This is a genomic window from Ruminococcus sp. AM42-11 (assembly GCF_003480145.1).
In the GTDB taxonomy this organism is placed as follows: Bacteria; Bacillota; Clostridia; order Lachnospirales; family Lachnospiraceae; genus Blautia_A; species Blautia_A faecis.
Map to the genome: position 1 here is coordinate 1 of NZ_QUIO01000022.1, position 22,947 is coordinate 22,947.

Annotated in this window: 23 protein-coding genes, 1 tRNA gene and 1 pseudogene; 18 read left to right on the forward strand and 7 right to left on the reverse strand. The window is 43.7% G+C overall.

Annotation, left to right across the window (positions count from 1 at the left end; translation table 11 throughout):
• Positions 1 to 109: 109 nt before the first annotated feature.
• From DW904_RS24030 to DW904_RS13415, 7 genes and pseudogenes are all read left to right on the forward strand, one after another.
• A pseudogene (locus DW904_RS24030) lies at positions 110 to 256 on the forward strand (single-stranded DNA-binding protein); the annotation flags it as partial.
• A 257-nt stretch (positions 257 to 513) separates the two neighbouring features.
• Positions 514 to 693 (forward strand): excisionase, encoded by a 180-nt coding sequence (locus DW904_RS13400; RefSeq protein WP_118581334.1) that lies wholly within the window; start codon positions 514 to 516, stop codon positions 691 to 693.
• A 202-nt stretch (positions 694 to 895) separates the two neighbouring features.
• The gene (locus DW904_RS13405; protein ID WP_195700450.1) at positions 896 to 2,011 is read left to right on the forward strand and encodes a site-specific integrase; all 1,116 of its coding nucleotides are present in this window, start codon (positions 896 to 898) and stop codon (positions 2,009 to 2,011) included.
• Positions 2,012 to 2,044: 33 nt separating this feature from the next.
• Complete coding sequence (locus DW904_RS22930; RefSeq protein WP_173718607.1) at positions 2,045 to 2,194, forward strand: hypothetical protein; 150 nt, start codon at positions 2,045 to 2,047, stop codon at positions 2,192 to 2,194.
• A 324-nt stretch (positions 2,195 to 2,518) separates the two neighbouring features.
• Positions 2,519 to 2,590 (forward strand) — tRNA-Arg (locus DW904_RS13410).
• 52 nt (positions 2,591 to 2,642) lie between these two features.
• A complete protein-coding gene (locus tag DW904_RS22935) occupies positions 2,643 to 2,798 on the forward strand; it encodes a hypothetical protein (protein ID WP_202187720.1) in 156 nt (51 codons plus the stop codon).
• Positions 2,747 to 3,568, forward strand: coding sequence for an SH3 domain-containing protein (locus tag DW904_RS13415; protein WP_243110418.1), 822 nt, complete (start codon positions 2,747 to 2,749; stop codon positions 3,566 to 3,568). The genes DW904_RS22935 and DW904_RS13415 overlap by 52 nt, the downstream gene beginning before the upstream one ends.
• Before the next feature lie 205 nt (positions 3,569 to 3,773).
• On the opposite strand, the gene DW904_RS13420 is transcribed toward DW904_RS13415, so the two are convergent.
• Positions 3,774 to 5,207: a polysaccharide deacetylase family protein gene (locus tag DW904_RS13420; RefSeq protein WP_202187721.1), complete on the reverse strand. Its 1,434-nt coding sequence runs from the start codon at positions 5,205 to 5,207 to the stop codon at positions 3,774 to 3,776.
• Between the two features lie 411 nt (positions 5,208 to 5,618).
• Here DW904_RS13420 and DW904_RS13425 point away from each other — a divergent pair, with 411 nt between their 5' ends.
• A complete protein-coding gene (locus DW904_RS13425) occupies positions 5,619 to 6,215 on the forward strand; it encodes a zinc dependent phospholipase C family protein (protein ID WP_118581340.1) in 597 nt (198 codons plus the stop codon).
• 344 nt (positions 6,216 to 6,559) lie between these two features.
• The gene (locus DW904_RS24575; RefSeq protein WP_270431846.1) at positions 6,560 to 8,764 is read left to right on the forward strand and encodes an NlpC/P60 family protein; all 2,205 of its coding nucleotides are present in this window, start codon (positions 6,560 to 6,562) and stop codon (positions 8,762 to 8,764) included.
• Between the two features lie 226 nt (positions 8,765 to 8,990).
• Here DW904_RS24575 and pduL read toward each other — a convergent pair whose 3' ends face one another.
• A complete protein-coding gene (gene pduL, locus DW904_RS13435; RefSeq protein WP_118581346.1) occupies positions 8,991 to 9,629 on the reverse strand; it encodes a phosphate propanoyltransferase in 639 nt (212 codons plus the stop codon).
• A gap of 130 nt (positions 9,630 to 9,759) precedes the next feature.
• Here pduL and DW904_RS13440 point away from each other — a divergent pair, with 130 nt between their 5' ends.
• Positions 9,760 to 10,647: a leucine-rich repeat protein gene (locus DW904_RS13440; RefSeq protein WP_173718603.1), complete on the forward strand. Its 888-nt coding sequence runs from the start codon at positions 9,760 to 9,762 to the stop codon at positions 10,645 to 10,647.
• Positions 10,644 to 12,023, forward strand: coding sequence for a VWA-like domain-containing protein (locus DW904_RS13445; protein WP_347562145.1), 1,380 nt, complete (start codon positions 10,644 to 10,646; stop codon positions 12,021 to 12,023). The genes DW904_RS13440 and DW904_RS13445 overlap by 4 nt, the downstream gene beginning before the upstream one ends.
• A gap of 39 nt (positions 12,024 to 12,062) precedes the next feature.
• Here the strand turns inward: DW904_RS13445 and DW904_RS25660 are convergent, their stop codons facing one another.
• On the reverse strand, positions 12,063 to 12,269 hold the full coding sequence (locus DW904_RS25660) for a DUF6783 domain-containing protein (protein WP_319017806.1): 207 nt from the start codon (positions 12,267 to 12,269) through the stop codon (positions 12,063 to 12,065).
• On the opposite strand from DW904_RS25660, the gene DW904_RS25665 reads away from it, so the two are divergent.
• The 5 genes from DW904_RS25665 to DW904_RS13465 are packed head-to-tail and all read left to right on the forward strand — an operon-like array spanning position 12,201 to position 16,125.
• Positions 12,201 to 12,359, forward strand: coding sequence for a DUF6783 domain-containing protein (locus DW904_RS25665; protein WP_308768409.1), 159 nt, complete (start codon positions 12,201 to 12,203; stop codon positions 12,357 to 12,359). The two genes, DW904_RS25660 and DW904_RS25665, sit on opposite strands and share 69 nt — an antisense overlap.
• A complete protein-coding gene (locus DW904_RS25670) occupies positions 12,356 to 12,814 on the forward strand; it encodes a hypothetical protein (protein WP_347562146.1) in 459 nt (152 codons plus the stop codon). Before DW904_RS25665 ends, DW904_RS25670 begins: the two co-directional genes overlap by 4 nt.
• Positions 12,706 to 13,866 (forward strand): ATPase, encoded by a 1,161-nt coding sequence (locus DW904_RS13455; RefSeq protein WP_347562147.1) that lies wholly within the window; start codon positions 12,706 to 12,708, stop codon positions 13,864 to 13,866. Before DW904_RS25670 ends, DW904_RS13455 begins: the two co-directional genes overlap by 109 nt.
• A gap of 9 nt (positions 13,867 to 13,875) precedes the next feature.
• Positions 13,876 to 15,120: a transglutaminase domain-containing protein gene (locus DW904_RS13460; protein ID WP_118581355.1), complete on the forward strand. Its 1,245-nt coding sequence runs from the start codon at positions 13,876 to 13,878 to the stop codon at positions 15,118 to 15,120.
• Between the two features lie 21 nt (positions 15,121 to 15,141).
• Positions 15,142 to 16,125 carry a DUF4203 domain-containing protein gene (locus DW904_RS13465; protein ID WP_118581358.1) on the forward strand — a complete coding sequence of 328 codons (984 nt, stop codon included), beginning with the start codon at positions 15,142 to 15,144 and terminating at the stop codon, positions 16,123 to 16,125.
• Positions 16,126 to 16,274: 149 nt separating this feature from the next.
• Here DW904_RS13465 and rfbD read toward each other — a convergent pair whose 3' ends face one another.
• From rfbD to DW904_RS13485, 4 genes are all read right to left on the reverse strand, one after another.
• Positions 16,275 to 17,216, reverse strand: coding sequence for a dTDP-4-dehydrorhamnose reductase (rfbD, locus tag DW904_RS13470; protein ID WP_118581360.1), 942 nt, complete (start codon positions 17,214 to 17,216; stop codon positions 16,275 to 16,277).
• A gap of 14 nt (positions 17,217 to 17,230) precedes the next feature.
• Positions 17,231 to 18,250 (reverse strand): dTDP-glucose 4,6-dehydratase, encoded by a 1,020-nt coding sequence (gene rfbB / locus DW904_RS13475; protein WP_021926781.1) that lies wholly within the window; start codon positions 18,248 to 18,250, stop codon positions 17,231 to 17,233.
• A 27-nt stretch (positions 18,251 to 18,277) separates the two neighbouring features.
• Positions 18,278 to 19,174 (reverse strand): glucose-1-phosphate thymidylyltransferase RfbA, encoded by an 897-nt coding sequence (gene rfbA, locus DW904_RS13480; protein ID WP_118581363.1) that lies wholly within the window; start codon positions 19,172 to 19,174, stop codon positions 18,278 to 18,280.
• A gap of 195 nt (positions 19,175 to 19,369) precedes the next feature.
• A complete protein-coding gene (locus DW904_RS13485) occupies positions 19,370 to 20,566 on the reverse strand; it encodes a methyltransferase domain-containing protein (RefSeq protein ID WP_118581366.1) in 1,197 nt (398 codons plus the stop codon).
• 300 nt (positions 20,567 to 20,866) lie between these two features.
• On the opposite strand from DW904_RS13485, the gene DW904_RS13490 reads away from it, so the two are divergent.
• Entirely contained in the window at positions 20,867 to 21,607 is a 741-nt protein-coding gene (locus DW904_RS13490) for a DUF3825 domain-containing protein (protein WP_118581369.1), read from the forward strand.
• Positions 21,608 to 21,902: 295 nt separating this feature from the next.
• The gene (locus tag DW904_RS13500) at positions 21,903 to 22,628 is read left to right on the forward strand and encodes a hypothetical protein (RefSeq protein WP_118581375.1); all 726 of its coding nucleotides are present in this window, start codon (positions 21,903 to 21,905) and stop codon (positions 22,626 to 22,628) included.
• Positions 22,629 to 22,947 lie beyond the last annotated feature (319 nt).

Sequence of the window (22,947 nt, forward strand, 5' to 3'; positions counted from 1 at the left end):
ATCTTGTTTTATAAGATTTAATCATATACACCCCTGCCTATATTTTAACACAATGAAAGGAACCTGCGAACAGATTCCTTTCCATTTTTTTCTTAAGTTTATGATGTTGCGCTATGCGGCTGATCTTAAGGTGGGAACCCGTGTGATGGTCTGGGGCAGAATCCAAAGCCGGGAGTACAAAAAACGGATCGAGGAAAATGAAACTCAGAAGCGAATTGCATATGAGGTTTCAATAAATACGCTGGAGGTAGCGTAAATGTTGAGTTTATAACTTTTTATGATAATTAAGCGATAATAATAAAACTTTAATGCTACATATTTGAAACTGTGATGAAATTGACACATAGTTTCATGGATGATATTATAAAAATGGTATTTGGCAGCAGACGCTGCATAAACTCTTATTCCGATTTGGTTCGGGATGGATGGAAATAACGGTAGTGTGTGCAATTGCACCCAAAATCACGAAAACGTTGATTTTTGGGTGCTTTTTTGATTTGGGAGGTGATTATTATGTCTGAGAAATATTTGTTGACGATTGATGAGGCTGCTGAATATTTCAACATTGGTAAAAACAAACTGCGCGATATGATAAAAGAACCTTGCTGCAATTTTGTGCTTTTCAATGGTAAGAAAGCGCTTATCAAAAAAAACAGACTGGAATCATATTTAGATGAAACTGTTTATTTATGATTGCAGGAAACGGAGGTGTGTGATAAGATTAGTGCTATAAAAAATAACATTTACGCACCTCTAGTTAATAAGAGGTGAAAGAATGGGAAAAAATTTAAAAGGAAAGGAATTGGGAAAAGGCATTACACAAAGAAAAAACGGGGTGTATCATGGAAGGTATGTAGACCGTTTCGGCGACAGAAGATCCGTCTATGGTACAACGGTGAAAGAAGTAAAAGCTAAGCTGGCAGAGGCGGAACTAAACGAACAAAAGCTGTCAAATATTGTTGATGAAAAAATAACATTGGATGAGTGGTACGAAAAATGGATGCGGGTTTATAAAGAACCTGTTGTCCGTCTCAGCACAAAAACTACATACAATTCAATGTATAAAAGGTTGATTTCACCAGTTCTTGGAAAAACTCGTTTAGTAAATATCACCAAATTGATGATTACAGATTTGGTGAATAATATGTCAAAAAAAGGATATCAGTATGAGTCTTTGAACAAAGTAAAGGTTCTTCTTATTGATATGCTTAATAGAGCAATGGAAGATCAGTTCCTTATCCGTAATCCAGCAAAAGGTGTAAGATTGCCAAAGAATAAGCCACAGAATGAGATTAAGGCGCTCAGCAAAGAGGATCAGACAGACTTTTTTGAATGTGCTGCCGGTACATTCTATAATAATATGTTTGTAGTTGCTGTAAATACTGGTTTACGTCCAGGAGAATTGTATGCGCTTACGGAAGATGATATTGATTGGAAAAATAATGTTATTCATGTGAAGCGTACGTTGTTGTATCAGAAACTGGAGGGTGATGAGTGTAAGACGTTCCATCTGGGACCACCAAAGACAGAAACAAGTATAAGGACAGTTCCAATTAATTCATATTGCCGTAAAGCATTAGAAAAACAGATTATTCAGCATAAAATTGTAATGGCGAAAACTTGTAGGAAGAATTTGGAATTTCCTGATTTCCTGTTTACTACGAAGCTCGGGACTCCATTAAATGCACAATTATATTGCGATGCAATTGAAAGAATCGTGCAGGAAGTGAATCTGATGAGGGATCCGTTGGATTTGATGGAAACTTTTTCAGGACACTGCTTCAGACATACATTTGCTACTAGATGTTTTGAAGCTGGAATTGTACCAAAAACAGTGCAAGCGTATCTTGGCCATGCTTCTCTTCAGATGACAATGGATTTATATACTGCGGTTATGGAGCATAAAAAAGTGAATGATATGCAACTTCTTGAAGATTCAATTGATCTCCCTGATCCGGCAGCTGAGATAAATTTAGCTAGTAATGAAAAAGTTATTAAATTTTGTGGATGATACCGTGGGGTAAAAATGGGGTAGTGCAGAAAAATGATATGGCGTAGAGCCTTGGAATCCCTTGATTTTACTGGATTTATTGTAACCAGATGGGGTGCAAATAAATGTAATTATTACGTATATCAGAGCACCCCATACGACCTCTACGGAACACCTGATTTTTCCAGTATTTCCAGGGGTTGAGAGAGTGGTGTATTCCACGTAAATTATTATAATTTCAAGCTATTTATTACGAAAATGGAGTAAAAATGGAGTACTAGAGCGTGTTTGAAAAAGGCTTTCTGCAAGATGTGCGTCACAATTTGTGGGAGATTTTGCCCGGATGAGGGCGGGGCTGTCTATTTCCCGACAGCCCCTTTTTCAAAACTGACATAACTATTCCGTCAAAAGAAAAAACTTTACATCCAGTCGATATTGTGCTATAATTTTTTAGTCGAAGTGGTTGTATATAAGGTTGCTGTTTAAACGCTAGACAGTAACGAATGATAATGCAGCTTTCGAATTTATGCACCTGTAGCTCAGTGGATAGAGCAGTGGTTTCCGGTACCATGTGCGGGGGTTCGATTCCCTTCAGGTGTGTTGCCTGGAACGATCGGGCGTTCCGGTGCGTTGTATTAAGGAGGACAAGAACTTGGATAATTTCAGAGAATGGTTATCAGATAACCTTCGCTATTTTATGCTTGGCGGAGCGATTCTGTTAATCGTGGTTGTCCTGTTTTCGGTATCCGTGCATTTATGGGAAGCGGGAAGGGCGATTCCAGCAAGGATACAGCCGATGAGCAGGTAACAGCAGACAACGACCAGGGAAATGTTCCTTCTTCTCCGGCAAATGATGGGGAGACTGACGGGAAGAAAGACGCCAATCCCATGGAAAAAGCTAATGAAGAGATTACTTCATTGATCAAGAGCTATTACACAGCTCTGGGGGATAAAGATATTACCACATTGCGTACTTTGGTAGATAATCTTGCACCGGCAGACGAGTCTAAGATTACCAATGCCAAGTACATTGAAGGGTATGAAGCTGGTGATATCTACACGAAAAAGGGGCTTGATGACGATTCCTATGTAGTATATTCCTGTTTTTACTACATCTGTCAGGGGATTGATACAAAGGTACCTGCGCTTGCTGAGTTCTATGTGGTAAAGGATACAGACGGGAACTGGAAGATTGACGGCGCTGCTCACGATGACAGCGACGAGATAACGAAATATGAAGTTTCTTTGCGTCAGGATGACGACGTGAAGGAGCTGAAGGCCAAGGTACAGAAGCAGTATGAGGATGCACAGACTGCAGATCCTGCACTTGCTGCTTTCCTTGATGGTCTTGGTGAGGATGTCACAGGATCTGCAGAGACAGCCGATGGAACTACGCTGGTAGTGACAGAGGATTGTAATGTCCGTGCAGCAGCCAGCAGTGATGCAGAAGTGATTGGTGGATTGTCCGCTGGAACAGAAGTGGTCAAGAAAGGTGAGAGCGGAGACTGGATCCAGATTGACTATGAAGGCTCTGAGGCGTATGTTCACAGCAGCCTTCTGGAAGAGAAAGCTGAATAAGTATAAAAGAGGAATTGTCATGATGGCAGTTCCTTTTTTTGCGTGTTTGAAAAAAATATATAGAATAAAACCAGAGTATAGTTGATGATTTCCTGAAAACGATACTCTGGTTTTTATATAGTGCTATATTATGATACCAGTGTCAAAAGGTCAAAAAGCCGTTCGTGCTTGCACGATAAGGAGTTTGAACTTGGGACACGCCAAATCAAAACGATCCATAAGCGGTTCCGTTTTCCAATGTAATTCCCTTTGCAGCAGCCAGCTCGCTTACTGTTACCAGCTGATAGCCCTCCTGCAGCAGCTGCGGAATAAAAATTTCAGCAGCATCCACAGATTCTTTGAAAATATCATGCATTAAAATAATCTGTCCATCACTGGCGTTGTCCATTACATTCTGTACTGTGGAATCTGCATTCTGTGTTTCCCAGTCCAGAGTATCCACAGACCACAAAATCAGAGGCCTTGCTGCAGTCTCTGCTACGGTGTCATTGTAAGAACCATAAGGGGGGCGCACAACAGTGGCAATGTGCCCTGTGAGATCCTGGATCAGCTGATCTGTGCGGGAAAGCTGACTTGCAGCATCATCGGCGGAAAGCGTGGTGAGATCCGGGTGATCATAAGAGTGGTTTCCAATCTCGCATCCAAGCTCCTCCATACGCTTTACAGGTTCCTGAAAATATTCCACTTCCTGACCTGCCAGGAAAAAAGTAGCTTTTACATTGTTTGCTTCCAGACAATCCAAAAGACGGTCTGTAAAATCACTGGGTCCATCATCAAAGGTGAGGGCAATCATCCCCTTTGGCTCCGGAGAAACAGTCGGTTCCGAAGTAACGGAGGCTTCCGGTACAGGGGAGACTTCTGATGCTGCAGAAGAGGCTTCAGAAGTCTCATCGACTTCGGAAGAAGCTTTCCTGGAATCTTCATTTCGATCAGAAGAAATATCAGCTTCTGCAGCCGGTGTGGAAGCACCTGTCGCAGAAGCTGTGAGATTGTCAGCATTCGAAGAATCTGATGTAGTATTCATGTAGAATACAAGATCCTGATTGGAACTATCATCTGGCGTCGTCGGTTCACCCTGTTGTGCACCGTCAGCGCCAAAGTGATAAATTTCGCCGTCTATTGTCACGTCACCAGTCTGAAGAACTCCATCTGCATTGAGGTAGTAGCGCTTGCCATCAAGCTCAAGCCATCCGGTCTGCATAACGCCTTTGTCATTGAAGTAATAGCGGTGTCCGTCTGTATCTGTGAGCCAGCCTTTATAACCTTCTCCGTTTACCATGAAATACCAGTTACTGTCAACTGGCGTCCACACCCCCTGGGAAGCTTCCGGAGAGACTTCGAAAGAAGTGTCTGAACCTGAAAGGGTATCAGGTGCCGGGGTATCTGCGGCAGGCGCTTCGGTGGGAATGACATCCTCCGGTGTGTTCTCCTCTCCTGCATCGGTATTTTCAGCTGCCGCACCATCAGATTGAATCTGGGAATCATCTGTATTTCCAGCTACGAACATGTCTGGGGTCTGGGTATCTGTAATGGGTGAGTGCGAAGCGGAAGACTGGGTAAAAGAAACTCCGCATGCAAGACACATAAGAACAGCAGCTATAGCCAGCCCTTTATTCGTCCGTGGTTTATGGCCAGGCATATAATTCCTCCTTTATGTAACGATTTCATGATGCCAGTGTATTTCATTACTGTTCGCTGGCAGCATTTCATTTTTTGGATCATGTTACGGTTCACTTTGTGACCAGCAACACACTTTGCAATGTACAGAAATCATGGGTCTGCATGATTTTCAGCTGTACAGTAACCTAATAATACAATATATGACGAAAAAAAACAAGACCGGCTTACACGCAGGATATAATTGTGCAATTTAACGATATATTGGAAAATATTTTACAGAAAATCAGAAAATGTTTATTTGAAATTTGACAGAGATTCTGCTATATTAAGTTGTGATAACGATGATTTGAAAAGCAGATACAAAAGCTTTTTACAGTTTATTGTTTTTTATCTGTTACAATGGATAAGAACAGGAAAGAAGAGGAAGCGGTTGCGTAAAAAATCCCATATACTGGTAGCCAGATATCTGGCAGACCAGATGCCTGCCACTAAGAGTCTGCAGTCCCACAGAAAGGCGTTCTGCCTTGGAAGCATTCTTCCGGATATTAAGCCATCTTTTCTTACAAAGAAGCATGAATATTTCGGCACCTTCGAAGAAATCCAGGGTAAGATGAAAGCTCTTATTGACAATGATCCCAAAGAAAGCAAGGAGCGCGTTTACTGGCGCAGGTTTGGCGAAGTGATGCATTATATGGCAGATTATTTTACTTTTCCCCATAATAAGAACTTTACCGGGAATCTGTACGAGCATAATAAATACGAGAAGCATCTTAAGAACCATCTGAAGCGCTACATAGAGAGTGGGGCAGCAGATCGTATGGTCATTCTTCCAGTGAATTTCGGAAGCTTCAGGGAACTGGTGGAGTATATTGGAAATGCCCATGAAAGATATCTTCTTAAGGAGCGTAATATTGCAGAGGATGTTCAGTATATTCTCAGAATCTGTTCACAGGTTATTCATGGAATCCTGCAGCTGGCTGCGAAGCAGTTTGGCAGAGAGGATATTCTGATTCCGGCTGCATGCTGATAATGGGAAGAGCCAGTGCCGGGAGATCACAGCAGCTTGTCTGTGAGTACCGGGACTGGTATTTTTTTGTACAGCAGAAAAAATGAATTATTCGCTGCTGCGATAAAAACGGTATTTAGCAAGTGGGAAACGCTTTCACTTAAATCTGTACAGAAATTGTGAAGAAAAAATGAAAAATCACGAAAATACGTCTGTATATTTTGAGGATAGTTGATTTAGAAGGGTTAGTATGCTACAATAATGCATGTTAATACTTAATGCGAACTGTCTTTAAGGTAAGAATGCATACCTTTATATAGGGGAGTAAAGGGATGTTCATGAATAGAAGGGAGCATCTTTTGAATATGAAAAATAAATATCTGACAAAATGTTTATGTATTACTATGGCAGCTGCGATATCCTTTACAGGAACGGCCAGTGTTTTTGCCTCAGAAGAGACAGCCTTGTCAGAAACAGAAACAGCTGCCCGGGAAGCGGCAGCAGAGCCGATTTCATCAGAGCAGGCATCGGCAGAGACGCCTTCCGCACCTCCGGAGACAACGTCAGAGCCGGCACAGGTACCAGCAGAGTCTGTACAGACGCCATCAGAGCCCACAGAAACACCAGCTGAGCCTACACAGATCCCATCAGAGCCTACTACACCAGATCATATACCTACAGAGACACCGGCTCCAAGTGAAACACCAGATCATACACCTACAGTGACACCGGCTCCAAGTGTGACGCCAGATCATACACCTGAGTTGACACCAGAACCAAGTGCGACACCAGAACCAAGCGTGACACCAGAAGCTAGTGCAACGCCGGACGATACCCCCACAGTGACACCAGAGCCTAGTGCTGCACCTGAGGTGACACCCACTGTGACTCCTGGACTTTCAGCAGAGAGCCAGCAGAAGGTAAGTGCCCTGATCAAAGACATTGATAAAACCTTCAAGCAGGAATTAGATAAGAAAAAGAAGAAAAAAGTCAAAGCCCTGAGAAAGACCTATAACAGCTTTTCAGACCAGGAGAAGGCTGCTGTTACTAATTACAAGCTTCTTATCGATATGGAGAAGACGATCAGCCAGCTGTCCGGGGCAGCAGACGATAAAGATGCAGATAAGATTGACAGCACCACAACGCAGGCACTTAATGGAACCCCAGTCTACTATGCATCTAATCTTCATGCAGGCAAGGAATTTTATCTGAACAGCCTGCAGGAGAACTATCAGCTGTCATTTTCTGATGATTTTGCAGATGTTATGGAGCAGATTGAGACAGAGTATAAAGCTGCCAATCAACTGACAGATGTATCTGATTCCGAAGGTGGTGTTACCACATCCGCAGATACCCTTCTTGTACGCAACTGGCAGGATATACTTGCCATATATGTCTATGAGAAGAGCCTTGATGGTGCCACTTCTTTTACGCTGGATTCTTCCTGTAAGGATGATCTGGCAGCTATTTTTGCCAGGATGAATCCTGTTGTGAAGGACGAAAGTAATTCTAACAGAGTTACATATGGAAATTACCATATTAACCATTACATTAAAGAGAATAAGATCCCCAAGGATGAGAGGGGGATTTTGAAGAAATATCTTGAAACAGACTGCAAGCTTCTTTGTGCAACCGTTACAGCAGCCAAGGGCTTTGTAAGACAGAGTGTTGGCGATGACGTTTCAGAAGAGCGTGTAAACGTAATTGCAGCTGCTTATTCACTGGTTGGTAAGGTAGGGTATTTCTGGGGCGGCAAGTCTACTGTGATCGGAATGGATCCAAGCTGGGGCGCAGTACAGCAGGTAAGCGCAGAGGGAAGTCAGAGTACCGGTACTTTACGTGCTTATGGCCTTGACTGCAGCGGTTTTGTTACCTGGGCAGTGATCAATGGCTATGAGAATCAGGCTATGATCGCAGCTGTAGGAAGCGGTACCTCAGACCAGTGGGGCAGAGCGAACGTGGTAAGTGAGGCGGATGCCCAGCCAGGTGACCTGGTTTTTCAGAGAGGACCAGAAGCAGGAAGTGCCAACCATGTTGGTATTATCTGTGGAAAAACTGACGCAGGAGACTGGATCGTCGTACATTGTTCTTCCAGCAAGAATGGTGTTACAGTAGGAGAGGCTTATAGTGCAAGCTTTCGTTACATCCGTCAGCCATCCTTCTATCCGAACGCACAGCAGGTAGAGGAAATGAGACAGAGTGGTAAAACTATAGCCAATACCCAGTATATCACAGGAATTGACGTATCCAATAACCTTCAGGATCTGATCAAGGCGAACCTTGTTACAACAGGAGATATGGATACGGTTACCATAGATGCTTCCGGAGACGGAACTGTTTCACCGGGAAGCCTCTATGTCGCAAACAGCCTTCAGGAACTGTTTGATGCAGGACAGCATGTAAGTGTATTTAGTCAGGTGACATACGGAGATGCCGCAGAGATGGAAGCTGGCAGTAATGAGGCAGCAGGTACTGCGGGAGTTAATAAAGCCCAGACAGTAGATTTTTCCAGAATTATGGTTACCAATTCTCTTCAGGAGCTGTTGGCGGCGACAATTGGAATTCAGTGACGCAAAAGTGCTTCCACACCCGGATTCGGGCAGGAAGCACTTTTCATTTGTATAGACTGAGTGAACAGATTACAGAATTGATTTTCAGACAGGCTCCGGGAGGCTGTGACTGGCATATGCTGCTGCAAGAAAATGGAATTACTGTTCACTCTGTTCACAAAAAACACCTTGCGGAATGTCACCAGTGAACAATAATAAAATGGAGTCACAGAGTATGCCCTGACATTTAGCGGTTAATACCGGACAATACGTCTTCAATCCATTTATCTGTATTATAGTTATCATCAAAGAATTTTACGATTACCCCATAAGGCTCTTTTTCATTGGAAAAAGCATTGGCCTCATCGGTATCTACGTGCATGGCAAGGCGGTAACTCCAGTCTACACGTACTACCACATCTGCATAAATAAGAGCGCGGCCGAAGCTTTTGGTCAGGACAAAAACTTCGTCATTATCTTTGACCTTCAAAGTAACAGCATCTGCCGGAGTCATGTGAATGTGACGTTTGGCAACAATGACACCGTGAGCAAGGATAAGTTCGCCCTTGGGTCCGATGAGAGTGCAGCCAGGGGAGCCGACAGTATCACCAGACTGGCGGATAAGACCGGGAAGACCGATCTTGCGGGTATCTGTAAGGGAAAGCTCAATCTGGGTTTCTTTACGAAAAGGACCTAGAATGGCCATATTCTGATACTCACCTTTAGGCCCCTTTACGGTAAGACGTTCCTGGCAGAGATACTGTCCAGGCTGGCTTAATTCCTTTATGTAATGAAGCTGGGCATCCTCTCCAAACAGGAGTTGGAAATCCTCCTGGGAAACATGAATATGCCGTGCTGAGGTTTCAATCGGTATTTTAATGCTCATGGAAATTCCTCCGATATTATATAGAGTGTGAACATCAGTACTGTTTTAACACTGCAATAGATTAAGTTTAATATTAATGAGAAAAAATAGCAAGCCTTTTTTTACAGGCACATATACAGGAGTGTATGAAATGAAAAAACATACAGACAGCGGTTTTACCTTTGATATTAAGGAAGATCATGCTGCAGTAATGGAAATTGATGGGGATCCCCAGATTGTGGAAATTCCGGAACAGATCGACGGAGTACCGGTCACAGAACTGGCTGAATATCTTTTTTCCGGGAAAAGCTGTCAGGTCATACGGATTCCCTTGGGAGTTCAGAAAATAGGCCGTTACGGTTTTTATAACTGTCGGAATCTGGAAGAGCTATGGTTTTCCAGTGATTTTACTGATCTTGGAAGTGGAGCTTTTACAGGGTGCCACAGGATCCGAAGAATGGAAGTTTTGATGAATGATGAACAATCCGGGCTGAAAGAGATCCTTTCAGAAGTTGGGGAGGAGCTGCGGGTACATTTATATGGAAAAGTGGAAGCCATGCTTTGGTTTCCGGAATATTATGAGGAAGGTGTGGAAAATACTCCTGCCAGGATATTGATGACTGAGGTGCATGGAAGCGGTCTGTATTACAGAAACTGCTTTCAGGGAAAAGTATTTCATTTTCTGGAGTATGACAAGCGTTTTGAGATGGCGAGAGCCCAGGAATCATCAGATTTCCTGAGAGAAATGGTATATGGCAGACTGAACTGGCCGACAGGGCTGACTGAACAGGCGAAAATACAGTACGAGCAGTACCTGAAGGAGCATATAGAACAGATTGCTTCTGATTTTATCCGTCAGAAAAGAGGAGAAGAGCTGGAATGGCTTCTTCACACGTATCCCCTGGAACCTGGGCAGAAAGAACTGTTTACAGGTCTGGTAAATCTGGCAGACAAAGTGAAATCTCCGGAGATTTTAAGTATGCTTATGGAGTACCAGAGACTGCATTTTCCATCGAAAAGGAGAAGTTTTGAACTATGAGTGGTTCAGAAGAGAAAAAATTGAATTCATTACATGAGGAAGATTCGTTATATAAAGCGCAGGGGGGAAAAGCTGCTTACCAGATAAGTCCGACATATGGGCAAAATACTTTGTACAAGGTAAATCCGGTACATGACGCCTGGGATCGTGCGTTGGCGGCAGAAAGCATCTGCCAGGATATTTTGTCCAGTGCCAGAAACCAGTTGTACCTGAATATGCGCTTTATGGACTGCGCATTGTCAGCACTTTTCTTTCAGGGAGATATGGGCGTTCATCCTGTTGGAACGGATGGAACTGTCCTGTACTATCAGCCGGAAGAACTGATGGAACAGTTCAGGAGAAGCCAGGAAAAGGTGAATCGAATCTATCTTCACAGCCTTTTACACTGCATTTTTCTCCACTGTTTTCCAGAGAAGGATGAAGAAGGAAATCCTGCTGTGGATGTCCAGTACTGGAATCTTGCATGTGACATTACAGTGGAAAATATCATTGACGGGCTTTATCTGAAATGTGTGCATCAGCCGGCATCTATGGTGAAGAGGCAGGCGTTGAAGCTGATACTGGAAGAGGGAAAGGTAATGACGGCTCAGAGAATTTACCGAAGGCTTCAGACTCTTCATTTGCCGGAAAATAAAATGCAGGAGCTGCGCCGTGAGTTTACTCAGGATGACCATGGTAAGTGGTATGAAAACCATCCAAACAGTCCTCAGATGTCCCAGCGGAAAAAGAACTGGGACGACATCCGCAACCGCATGCAGACAGAGATGGAAACTTTTTCAAAAGAAGCGGGAGAAGGCGGAGAAACTCTGGTAGACCAGCTGCGTGCCCAGAATCAAAATCGCTATGATTATAAAGAATTTCTGCGGAAATTTTCTGTTTTGAAAGAAGAAATGAAAGTTGATATGGACACTTTCGATTATATATTTTACAATTATGGAATGAATCTGTATGGCAATATGCCGCTGATCGAGCCCTTAGAAACGAAAGAAGAGCGGAAGGTGGAAGATTTTGTGATCGTTATTGACACTTCCATGTCCTGTAAAGGAGAGCTTGTCCGGAAGTTTCTGGAGGAAACCTACAGTGTGCTCAGTGAATCTGAGAGCTTTTTCAGGCGGATTCACGTACACATTCTTCAGTGTGACGAGAAAATCCAGTCTGATGTGGTGATTGAAAATGCCATGCAGTTGAAGGAATATATGTCCCATTTCACAGTGAAAGGAGGGGGCGGCACAGATTTTCGCCCTGCTTTTGCCTATGTGGAACAGCTTATGAGAGCGAAGAAGTTTACAAAACTTCGGGGACTGATTTATTTTACAGATGGTTATGGAATTTATCCGGCAAAAATGCTCCTTATGAGACTGCTTTTGTATTTATGAAGGAGGATTACCAGGACATTGATGTGCCGCCATGGGCGATCAGGCTGATCCTTGATGAAGAGGACCTGGAGTCTGTTTAAAAAGTCTTTCTGTGTCAGATCTCATGTAAAGCAGGATATGTAGATTAGCGCCTGTTTGAAAAATCATTCCCGCAATCTGCACGCCCCACTTTGCGGTATATTTTGCCCGAATTCGGTTGCCGTAGCCCGCTACGGCGCCCTCATCCGGACAAAATCTCCCACAAATTGTGACGCACATCTTGCAGAAAGCCTTTTTCAAACATGCTCTAGAATAGTACAGCCAATCTGTAAAGACGAGGAGAATATAATATTATGAACATCAAGCGAGCGAAGGAAGAAATACGCAATACAATAGAAGCTTACCTTTTGAAAAATGAATACGGGGAGTATGAGATCCCGGTTATGGCCCAGCGCCCTGTTTTTCTTATTGGCGCCCCTGGAATCGGCAAGACACAGATCATGGAGCAGATTTCCCGGGAATGTAAGGTGGGACTGGTTTCTTACACCATTACCCACCATACCAGACAGAGTGCAATTGGACTTCCTTTTATTTCCAGAAAGAATTTTGACGGAAAAGAGATGGCAGTTACAGAATATACTATGAGCGAGATCGTGGCATCCATCTATGAGAAAATCCAGGAATCCGGCCTCGGGAGGGAATTTTGTTTATTGATGAGATCAACTGTGTTTCCGAGACACTGGCACCTGCCATGCTGCAGTTCCTTCAGTGTAAAACCTTTGGAAGCCACAAGATTCCGGAAGGCTGGCTGATCGTAGCTGCCGGGAATCCGCCGGAGTACAATAAATCGGTCCGTGAATTTGATGTGGTGACCATGGACCGTGTGAAGAAAATCCAGGTGGAGCCGGATTTTGACGCATGGAGAGAGTATGCTTACGCAAAAGGCGTTCACCCTGCAGTGATTTCCTATCTGAATACAAGACCGGCTAATTTTTATAAGATGGAGAGCACAGTAGATGGCAAAAATTTTGCTACTCCAAGAGGATGGGAGGATCTGTCCAGACTGATACAGGTATATGAAAAACTGGAGAAAACCGTGGATAAGGACGTGGTAGTCCAGTATATCCAGCATCCGCAGATTGCAAGAGATTTCGCCAGCTATCTGGAACTTTTCTACAAGTACCGTACGGATTATCAGATCGATGAGGTTTTAAGCGGCCATATCGATGATATTCTGGTAAAAAAGGCGGCACATGCTTCCTTTGATGAAAAGCTGAGTGTCACCGGACTTCTTCTTTCCAGACTGAACAAAGTCTTTGGAAATGTGCAGGAAGAAGAAGAGAAGCTTGCCAGCATTTTTGATATTTTAAAAGAGGCGAAAGAGCCTCTTATGGGAGCGCAGAAGGAGCAGCCGTTGGTTTATCTGGAGGATGTAAAGAACCGCTTCCAGTCAGACTCATTGGCAAAGAAGAAAGCAGGGCTTTTGTCCAGGGAGGACCTCCATCATGACCAGCAGGTTCTGGATACCCTGGAAAAATATGTGATGGATCTGAAGAAAGAAAATGTACAGGATGGCCAGTCTGCTTTTTCCCTTCTCAGAGGCTGGTTTAATGCGGAAAAAGAAGAATATGACAATGGTTTTGACAAGGCGGCGAAGCAGCTTGAATATGCTTTTGATTTTATGGAGAGTGCTTTTGCGGGTGGACAGGAACTTGTGGTATTTATTACAGAACTGAATACCAGCAGTCCTGCAGTGGCTTTTCTTCAGGAATATTCCTGTGAAAGATATTACCGCTACAATAAGGAACTTTTATTCCGGGAAAACACCAGAGATATTCTGGAACGGATCCGGCAGCTTGGATAAGGAGGCTGAATGAGAAAAAGAAAACCATGGAAATTTATTTTTATTCTTCTGTTTGCAGTGGCAATTTCCCTGGGAATCTATGTTTATCAGCAGCAGTATGAGCCAGCCGATTTGTTTGTGAAGGTGGGAGAGGGAATTCTGGATAACGCTCCGGAGATTTTTTCCGGAGAGCCGAAAGAAGTCCGGGAACTGCGGACGCAGGAGGTGGCAGACACCGACACACAGCGACTGCGCCAAGAATACTATTTTGGTCAGCTGAATGAAGAAGAACAGCGGGGGTATCGGGAAATGATAGAAGGAATCCGGTCAAGAGAGAAAGAATTTTATCTTACGATCTATGATGATGACACCGTAAATAAAGTTTACCATGCGGTGCTTATGGATCATCCTGAGCTGTTCTGGGTGCATAACCGGAAGCAGGTATATAAAACAACCTTCTCAAATGCCAATTATTGTATGTTTTCTCCCGGCTACAGTTATACGGATGAGGAAATCCGGGAGATACAGGCAGCTGCTGATAATGCCTGTCAGGAGGTAAGTGCATTGGTCTCAGAGGGGGCGGATGATTATGAAAAGGCGAAAGCAGTTTATACTTATCTGATCGATACTGCCGAATATCAGGAATCTGAGGACGACCAGAGCATGGCAGGAATCTTTTGGAGGAAGCAGGCAGTGTGTGCCGGATATGCAGGGGCTGCCCAGTATCTGCTGGAATATCTTGGAGTGCCCTGTATTTACGTGGAAGGCAGTACTGCCGGAAGTACAGAGGGACATGCCTGGAACATTATTACTTTAAATGGAAATGATTACTATTTTGATGCGACCAACGGTGACCAGCCGGAATTTCTGGAGGGCGATGCAGTCCAGCTTGCAGAACATAAGACAATCCTATATGATTATTTGTGTCCATTCCCGGAGGAGTATGAGATGACATATACACCCTCTGATGAATTTACGGTTCCGGCGTGTTCTGCAACAGATATGAATTTTTATGTGCTGAACCAGGGCTGCTTTGACAGTTATGACTATCAGGAAATTCTGGCATACTGTCAGATGAGGCTGAATAACGGGGCTGCAGTAGTGAGGTTTAAATTCTCATCACAGGAAGCTTTTGAACAGGCCAGAGCAGACTGGATCAATGGAGATGCCATTCAGGAGGCTGCAAGATATTATATGACTATATATGGAATGAGTCAGGTAGAGTATCATTATGGAATTCTGGAAAACATGAAAACTATCTATTATATGTTTTAAAAGGAAGAGGTATAAACAGATATGGTTGATATTTTAAAAAATATTATGAATATTGCATACAGAGTTCGGGATATGCAGATCGCGGGTACTTTGTCCATGGCGTTATTTGGAGTAGTGCTTGTGTTCGGAATTATGAACTGTGTACTCGGATACCGTCTTTTAAGATTCTGGATGATGATCTTTGGATTTCTCATTGGAGCAGGAATCGGATTATTTGCCATTCATCAGATCGGATTCGGGGAAAAGATGTATTATGCAGTGGGAATGATCGGGGTAGGACTGGTACTTGCCATTCTTTCTTTTGCAGTGTTTAAGGCCGGTATTTTTATTATGGGAGCAGGAATTGGGCTGACGATTACTGTATATATTATCCATCCGACTACTTCTTTCAGCTTTTTCATCTGTCTTCTGGCGGGAGTAGGTCTTGGAATGCTGGCGCTTCGCTATGAGAGAGAAGTGATCATCGTGGGAACCAGTATACTGGGTGGTATCTTAAGTGGCTTTTCTGCTGCCAAGCTGGCAAAAATGGAGGAAATTCCTTTTGGAATTATTTTTTCCATTGGGTTCGCCCTTGTGGGAATGTTGATCCAGTTTGCCATTAATAAGCCGAAATATGACGATGATTACGATGACGAGGAAGATGAGGATCAGGGGAAAGTACCAGAAAGACGACAGAAACGGGAAGAAGCTGACTGGGAGGAGGCTGAAAACGAGACAAAGCGCAGAGGGAAAAAAGAACGTGATGATAAAAAGAATCCTTCCAGGGAGCAGTACAGAAAGTATCAGGAAGAGTATGAAGATGATGATTTAGATGATGATCTGTCTGATGCAGATGACAAGGAAATTGATGAGATTCTGGATGAGTATGGCGTGGACGAGGAAGATGTGATTGAGGAATACCTGGAAGATTATTATGGCGAGAACAAGAGAAAGCCGCAGAAAAGACGGAAAAGTAAGAACAAGCGAAAAAACAGTGCCAGCCTTATCAGAAGAACAGATAGATGAAATCCATTTTCAAACACGCTCTAGAGAGAAAGGCAGAAGAAAGTAAATAAAAACTATGAAATCCTGGAGTCAATAATGCTTCAGGATTTTGACTTATAAAGAAAACGCAGTCAATTGATTTTGAAATTGACTACGCTTTGTTTTGTGAATTAGAATTCGATTTCCTTTAAATATCTTGCCAGAGCATCCTGCCAGGTTGGAAGAGGGGTGAATCCATTTTCTACCAGCTTCTTTTTGTCCAGACGGCTGTTAAATGGGCGTGCTGCCTTGGAAACTCCGTATTCAGCGGTGGTAACAGGAAGAACTGTTACTTTATCCTCGGCATACTCGGTATGTCCAAGCTCAACAGCCTGACGGAAGATTTCCTTAGTGAAATCATACCAGCTGATATAACCACCCTCATTGGTTGCGTGATAGTAACCGTATTTGTCAGTGAGAATCATGTCGATCATCAGGCGGGCAAGGTCATAGGTGTAGGTTGGAGTACCGATCTGGTCGTTGACAACCTTTAAGGTATCATGCGTTTTGGCAACGTTTAACATGGTCTTGATAAAGTTCTTGCCATTTTTACCAAATACCCATGCAATACGGATAATAAAAAATTTGTCAACATTGTTATAAACTGCAAGCTCTCCGTCAAGTTTCGTCTGACCGTAAACATTCAGAGGCTTGTAGGCTTTACAGTCTGGCTCCCATGGAGTGGTGCCCTGACCGTCGAATACATAGTCTGTGGAAAGATACATCATTTTGATGCCCAGCTTTTTGCAGACTTTTGCAATATTTTCAGTACCAAGAACATTTACTTTGCGGACGATTTCCTGTTTGTCCTCATCTTCAGCTGCATCTACAGCTGTCCAGGCTGCACAGTGTACCACGCCGTCCACGCCTGCTTCTGTAATGGCTTTTTCCACAGCGGAAGCATCTGTAATGTCTACAGAAATATAAGGCATTGTGGTGACAGCAGTACTATCCTGAATTCCGCTATACTCCGGGGCAAGGTCAGAGCCTACCCCTTCGTATCCGCGTTTGTTAAGTTCGTTCATTACATCATGACCAAGCTGACCGGCCACACCTGTTACAAACAGTTTCATAAAAACAGCCCTCCTTAGCGGTTGCCGTACATTTTTTCGTAGTAATTCTGATACTCTCCGGAAATAATGGTCTCCCACCATTCCTTGTTGTCAAGATACCACTGGATGGTCTTCTTGATACCGTCTGCAAATTTGGTTTCTGGCAGCCAGCCCAGTTCGTTGTGGATCTTGGTTGGGTCGATCGCATAACGCATGTCATGACCCTTACGGTCTGTTACGTATGTGATCAGGCTCTCTGGTTTTCCAAGCTCTTTGCAGATGATCTTAACGATGTCGATATTTTTCATTTCGTTGTGTCCGCCTACATTGTAAACCTCACCAACACGTCCTTTGTGGATGATCAGGTCGATGGCGCGGCAGTGATCCTCAACATACAGCCAGTCACGAACATTCTCACCTTTTCCATAAACAGGAAGCGGTTTGTCATTTAATGCGTTGGCGATCATAAGCGGAATCAGTTTTTCAGGGAAATGATATGGGCCGTAGTTGTTAGAGCAGCGGCTGATGGATACAGGAAGTCCATAGGTTCTGTGGTAAGCAAGTACCAGAAGGTCAGCAGAAGCCTTGGAAGAGCTGTATGGGCTGCTTGTGTGGATCGGAGTCTCCTCTGTGAAGAACAGGTCCGGTCTGTCAAGTGGCAGATCACCGTAAACCTCGTCAGTGGAAACCTGATGGTAACGTTTGATTCCGTATTTGCGGCAGGCATCCATAAGAACAGCAGTACCAATGATGTTTGTGTTCAGGAAAACTTCAGGGTTTTCGATGGAACGGTCAACGTGGCTCTCAGCCGCGAAGTTTACAACCATGTCCGGATGTTCTTCCTCAAAAAGCTTGTAAACTGCTTCACGGTCTGTGATGCTCTCTTTTACAAAACGGAAATTCGGGTTATCCATAACCGGTGCCAGAGTAGAAAGATTACCTGCATAGGTAAGGCAGTCCAGACAGATGATGCGGTAGTCCGGGTACTTTTTTAACATGTGGAAAATAAAGTTGCTTCCGATAAATCCGGCACCGCCGGTAACGATAATATTCATGATATAATTCTCCTTTGATTTTTATAATTAGTGAAGTACGTCCATATATTTGCCATCCAGTACGTCCTTCAGATACTGACCATACTGATTCTTCTTCAGCACGTTGTAAACTTCCATAACTTCTTCTCTGGAAATCCAGCCGTTTAAGTAAGCAATTTCCTCAAGGCATGCAATCTTACGGTGCTGATGGGTTTCTACTGTTTTTACAAAATTAGTTGCGTCTACAAGACTCTCATGTGTACCTGTGTCAAGCCATGTGAAGCCCTGACCAAGAAGCTCTACATTTAACTGACCTTTTTCCAGGTAAATACGGTTCAGGTCTGTGATCTCCAGCTCACCGCGGGCGCTTGGTTTCAGGTTCTTTGCATATTCAACAACTTTGTTATCATAGAAGTAAAGACCTGTTACACAATAGTTGCTCTTCGGATGCTCCGGCTTTTCTTCGATGGAAATGGCCTTGCCTTCCTGGTCGAATTCAACGATACCAAATCGTTCCGGGTCGTCTACATAGTAGCCGAATACAGTAGCACCTTTTCCTGAGCTTGCATTCTCAACAGCGGCTTTCAGACGCTTCTTAAGACCGTGTCCTGCGAAAATGTTGTCTCCAAGAACCATGGCAACCGTGTCATTTCCAATGAACTCTTCGCCGATGATAAATGCCTGTGCAAGTCCATCCGGGCTTGGCTGTACCGCGTAAGTAAGAGATACGCCGAACTGATGACCGTCACCAAGAAGCTCCTTGAAACGTGGGGTATCCTGTGGAGTGGAAATGATCAGGATATCACGGATCCCTGCGTTCATAAGAACGGACATTGGATAGTAGATCATTGGTTTATCATAAATTGGAAGCAGCTGCTTGGATGTGACCATAGTCAATGGGTAAAGTCTGGTACCGGATCCACCGGCTAAAATAATTCCCTTCATAATTTCGTTCTCCTTTGTTGGATTTGCTATATTGTTCCTATTGCGGACAATATCTGATTTATGCTGTCAGGTGCATAATTTCGTAGTCGTTCATGAATGCTGCCGGATTTTGGGCAGCATTTGTTTGCCCTGACCTGAGTCTGTAGCTACATTATAAAAGGTGACCTTACGTTACCTTCAAGACCTTTTTTACAATTATTTCAAGTTTGTTACTTTTTCACAAAGAAATACCCCTGCATCCTTGGTGATATGGAACCCATTTTCTGTCTTTTTCTTAACAAGGGCGCGAAAATCCTTGTAACGGTCTGGCAGATACTGGTTCTGATTGCCGTGGCAGGAGAGAATATAGGAAATTAAAGGTTCCGCATCGGTGACAATCAGTTCGTCCTCATAGGATTTCCAGGTAATCTGCTGAAAATAAGGGGAAAGGATATCCGTTCCATTTTCCCTGCCAAAGCGTTCGTACAGTTTATCTGCGGAGAGGGCAATCCTTTCATCGAAGGACTGGACTAGAAGGCTGACCTCCCGCATATGTCTGGAACCGTAGGTACTGCAAAGAAAACGTCCGCCTGGCTTCAGGATTTTTGTTACATTTTTGCACACCTTTCCAATGTCGTCACAGTAAAAAAGTACATGATTGGCAATGACCAGATCAAAGGTGCCAATCCTTGGAGGAATGTTGTGACAGTCAAAAGCTTTGAAAGAAAAACGGGGATCTTCTCCGCCAATGGCACGCCTGGCGTCACGGAGCATACCCTCGGAAATATCAGAAAGGGTAATGTGTATGTTCCCTGGCAGTTTTGATAAGTTCTGGGTCCAGAGAGCTCCGTCACCGCATCCAAGCTCCAGAATATTCATTCCCTCATGAATCTGGCACTGCTGGCAGATCCAGGGAAACCAGCCTTCCTGGTTTACAGAATAAAGACTGTGCAGGTTGATTCTGGAAGAAATGTTGGAAGCATTCTGGTACTGATTTTTCAGACTTTTTTCCATGACAGTCAGATGGATCAGGTCCAGCATACGACTCCAGTCCACGGTATGCTCCTCAGAAATGGCCTGGGCAGTATCTTTCAGTGTTTTTTCCACAAGCTGCATCTGTTCAATCCGGTCCTGTACAAGCTTCAGCTGTACATTCAGGGCATTGAGCATAAAATGGCTGTCCGGGTCTTCGATAGTCATCTCCCGGATATCCTCCAGGGAAAATCCAAGATATTTCAGCAGCAGGATCTGCTGCAGCCTTGCAAAGTCCGTGTCAGTATAAAATCTTGCGCCGGACTCGGATACAAGAGAAGGTTTCAGAATATCGTGCTGGTCGTAATAGCGGATGGTCCGCAGTGTTACTCCAGCCATCCGGGCAAACTGACCGGAAGAGTAGTAGCCGTCTTTTTTCAAAAAAACACCTCCTGGATTGCCAAATGTTATATTATATTATAGGGAAAATTTATCTGGGGTGCAATGGAAAGTTTGAGGCAGGTTATGGTTTATTACACTTACAAAAGAACAGCTTGCGGAATATTACTGGCAGATCCTGTCGCAAAGAGGCGAACGCTTTTCCTTGTGCTTTTTTTATCTGTGTGCTACCCTTTAAGCAAGGCCAGCGGGGCCGAAGATGAATCTTAAAACTGGCAGTTCTGTCAGTCTTTTTCCACAATAAAATGTAAGGAAGAGAAGAAAAAAGGACAGGAGGTTAACATGAACCTATTCGATTTTACCTACTGCGGTAATTATAACCGGCAGATTCAGAACCTGGCCAGGATATCCCCTGAGAAGTGGAGTTTTGGGCAGTCCGGGGATAACGGGATCCTGAAAGGTTATCTGGAAAATACATTCCGCAGACTGTATGAGGAAGGAAAAGTACGGGAAGAGAAAGAATATGCCCTTTTTCATACAGGACTCTTTAATCAATATTATCAGCCAATTTATGCTTATTTTGTTCCAAATGTAGTACCGGACAGACAGAAATGGTATCTGGAAGGATTTTATACAGACTACTCGCTTTTAAAAATAAAAATTACGGATCTGCCGCCCAGGGCTGCTTATGTGGAAAATCCTTCCGATCTGGTGTTTGATACCAAGCTGCCGGTGGTGCCTCAGTATGAGCATATTTTTGATGATGAGGAAAATGTGCAGCGGCTTCCTTCTGCAGTGAGGGAGAGCGGCATGCGGGTACAGCTTTTTGATGGAGCCTTACAGCAGACCAGACGGATACTGGAGTCAGACTACAAGGCTGCCATTCCTCAGTATTATAACCATTCCATTCAGCTTTTAATCCCAATCTGCCTTCAGAATCCGGGAATTCCGGATCTGGCACTGGCCTGTATGAAAACTCCGGATGGGACCAAATATCTGGGACGAACCTGTCTGACTCTCCGGATGGCCTATCACAATGCCAGACTGCTTGCAAGGCTGGACGGGAGCTGGCTGAGGGCGTGAAGAAGTTAGAGAAAATGAAATACCTTCAAAGAGGATATTGGAACAGCAATCGGAAAGCTGCAATTTCCTGGCAACGTCTTGCTGCTGTGGGGCAGATCGTGAGCAGGAATAAAGAGTGTGAAAGAACTGTGACTTTCTTTCGGAAAAACTGTTCAAAATATATAAAACGTGTTACAATATAAAACTATCACAGAGAGAAAATCAGAGGTAAGGACTACATAAGACAGCAAGTCCTGGATTGATCAGAGAGGCAGGAATCAGACCTTGGATTTTCTTATGAAACACAGGAGAATGTATGAGAATCGAATTAAAAGACGAAAATCAGGAAGAACCGCAGAAAATTGATGAGAACGACATCCGTTACAAACACGAGACCGATCTGACGAAGAAAGAGAAGCGTGAACTTGAGAAAATGAAGCTTGCCAGTATGGGCTGGAAGGGAAAGCTTCAGTATATCTGGGCCTATTATAAGCCACAGATGGCAGCCATTGTGGCGGTGATCGCCATAGCCTTTTTTGTAAAAGATCTTTACGAAAATTCCAGGATCCATACAGCACTTACGGTTATGGTAATTGACTCCTACGGAACGAAGCAGGAGGAAGCCGAAGAAAAGGTACAGGAAGCGCTGGGAATCCAGGACGATCCATATGAAATCGTCACAGTAGACGAAAGCCTGCGCACCGGTGAAGACGGAGTTGCATTGGAATCCTACAGTCAGATGGCCTTTACCACCAAAGTATCTGCCAGGGCAGTGGATGTGCTTATTGGTTCTGAAGATTATATGGACGGTTTTGAGTTCAAAGATGAGTATTTTATGGATCTGACAAAGCTTTTGCCAGAGGATGTTTACCAGGCATTTGGGAAGCAGGATGATAAATACAGCATTACCATTGATTCTGATGAACTGGCAGAGGAACTTGAGGTGACCTATGAGCCTGTTAAGATCGGAGTTCTCGCTAATTCAGAGAATGTGGAGAATGCAGTGAAATGGCTGACGAAACTGGCAGAAGAATTATCGTAAATAATGAAGGGAGACGTGTGAAAGGTGCCGCGTCCCCCTTCCTTTTTCTATAAAAATAGGCCGAATTTTCTGGGCGCATTTCAAACACGCTCTAAAGCTTTTTCAGATAGTGTTTTTCAATAAAAGAGAGAACTCCATATAGCCCCATGGCAATCAGACACAAAACCACAATGGACATCAGCACCCAGGTAAGCTTGAAGAAGTGTGTCTGCAATCTGAAAGAAAACTATATAAAATTCAGAAAAAATTTTGTAAAAATGTCAATAGGATATTTGACCGAAATAAGGTATCCTAAACAGATAGAAGAGATTCTAAAGGA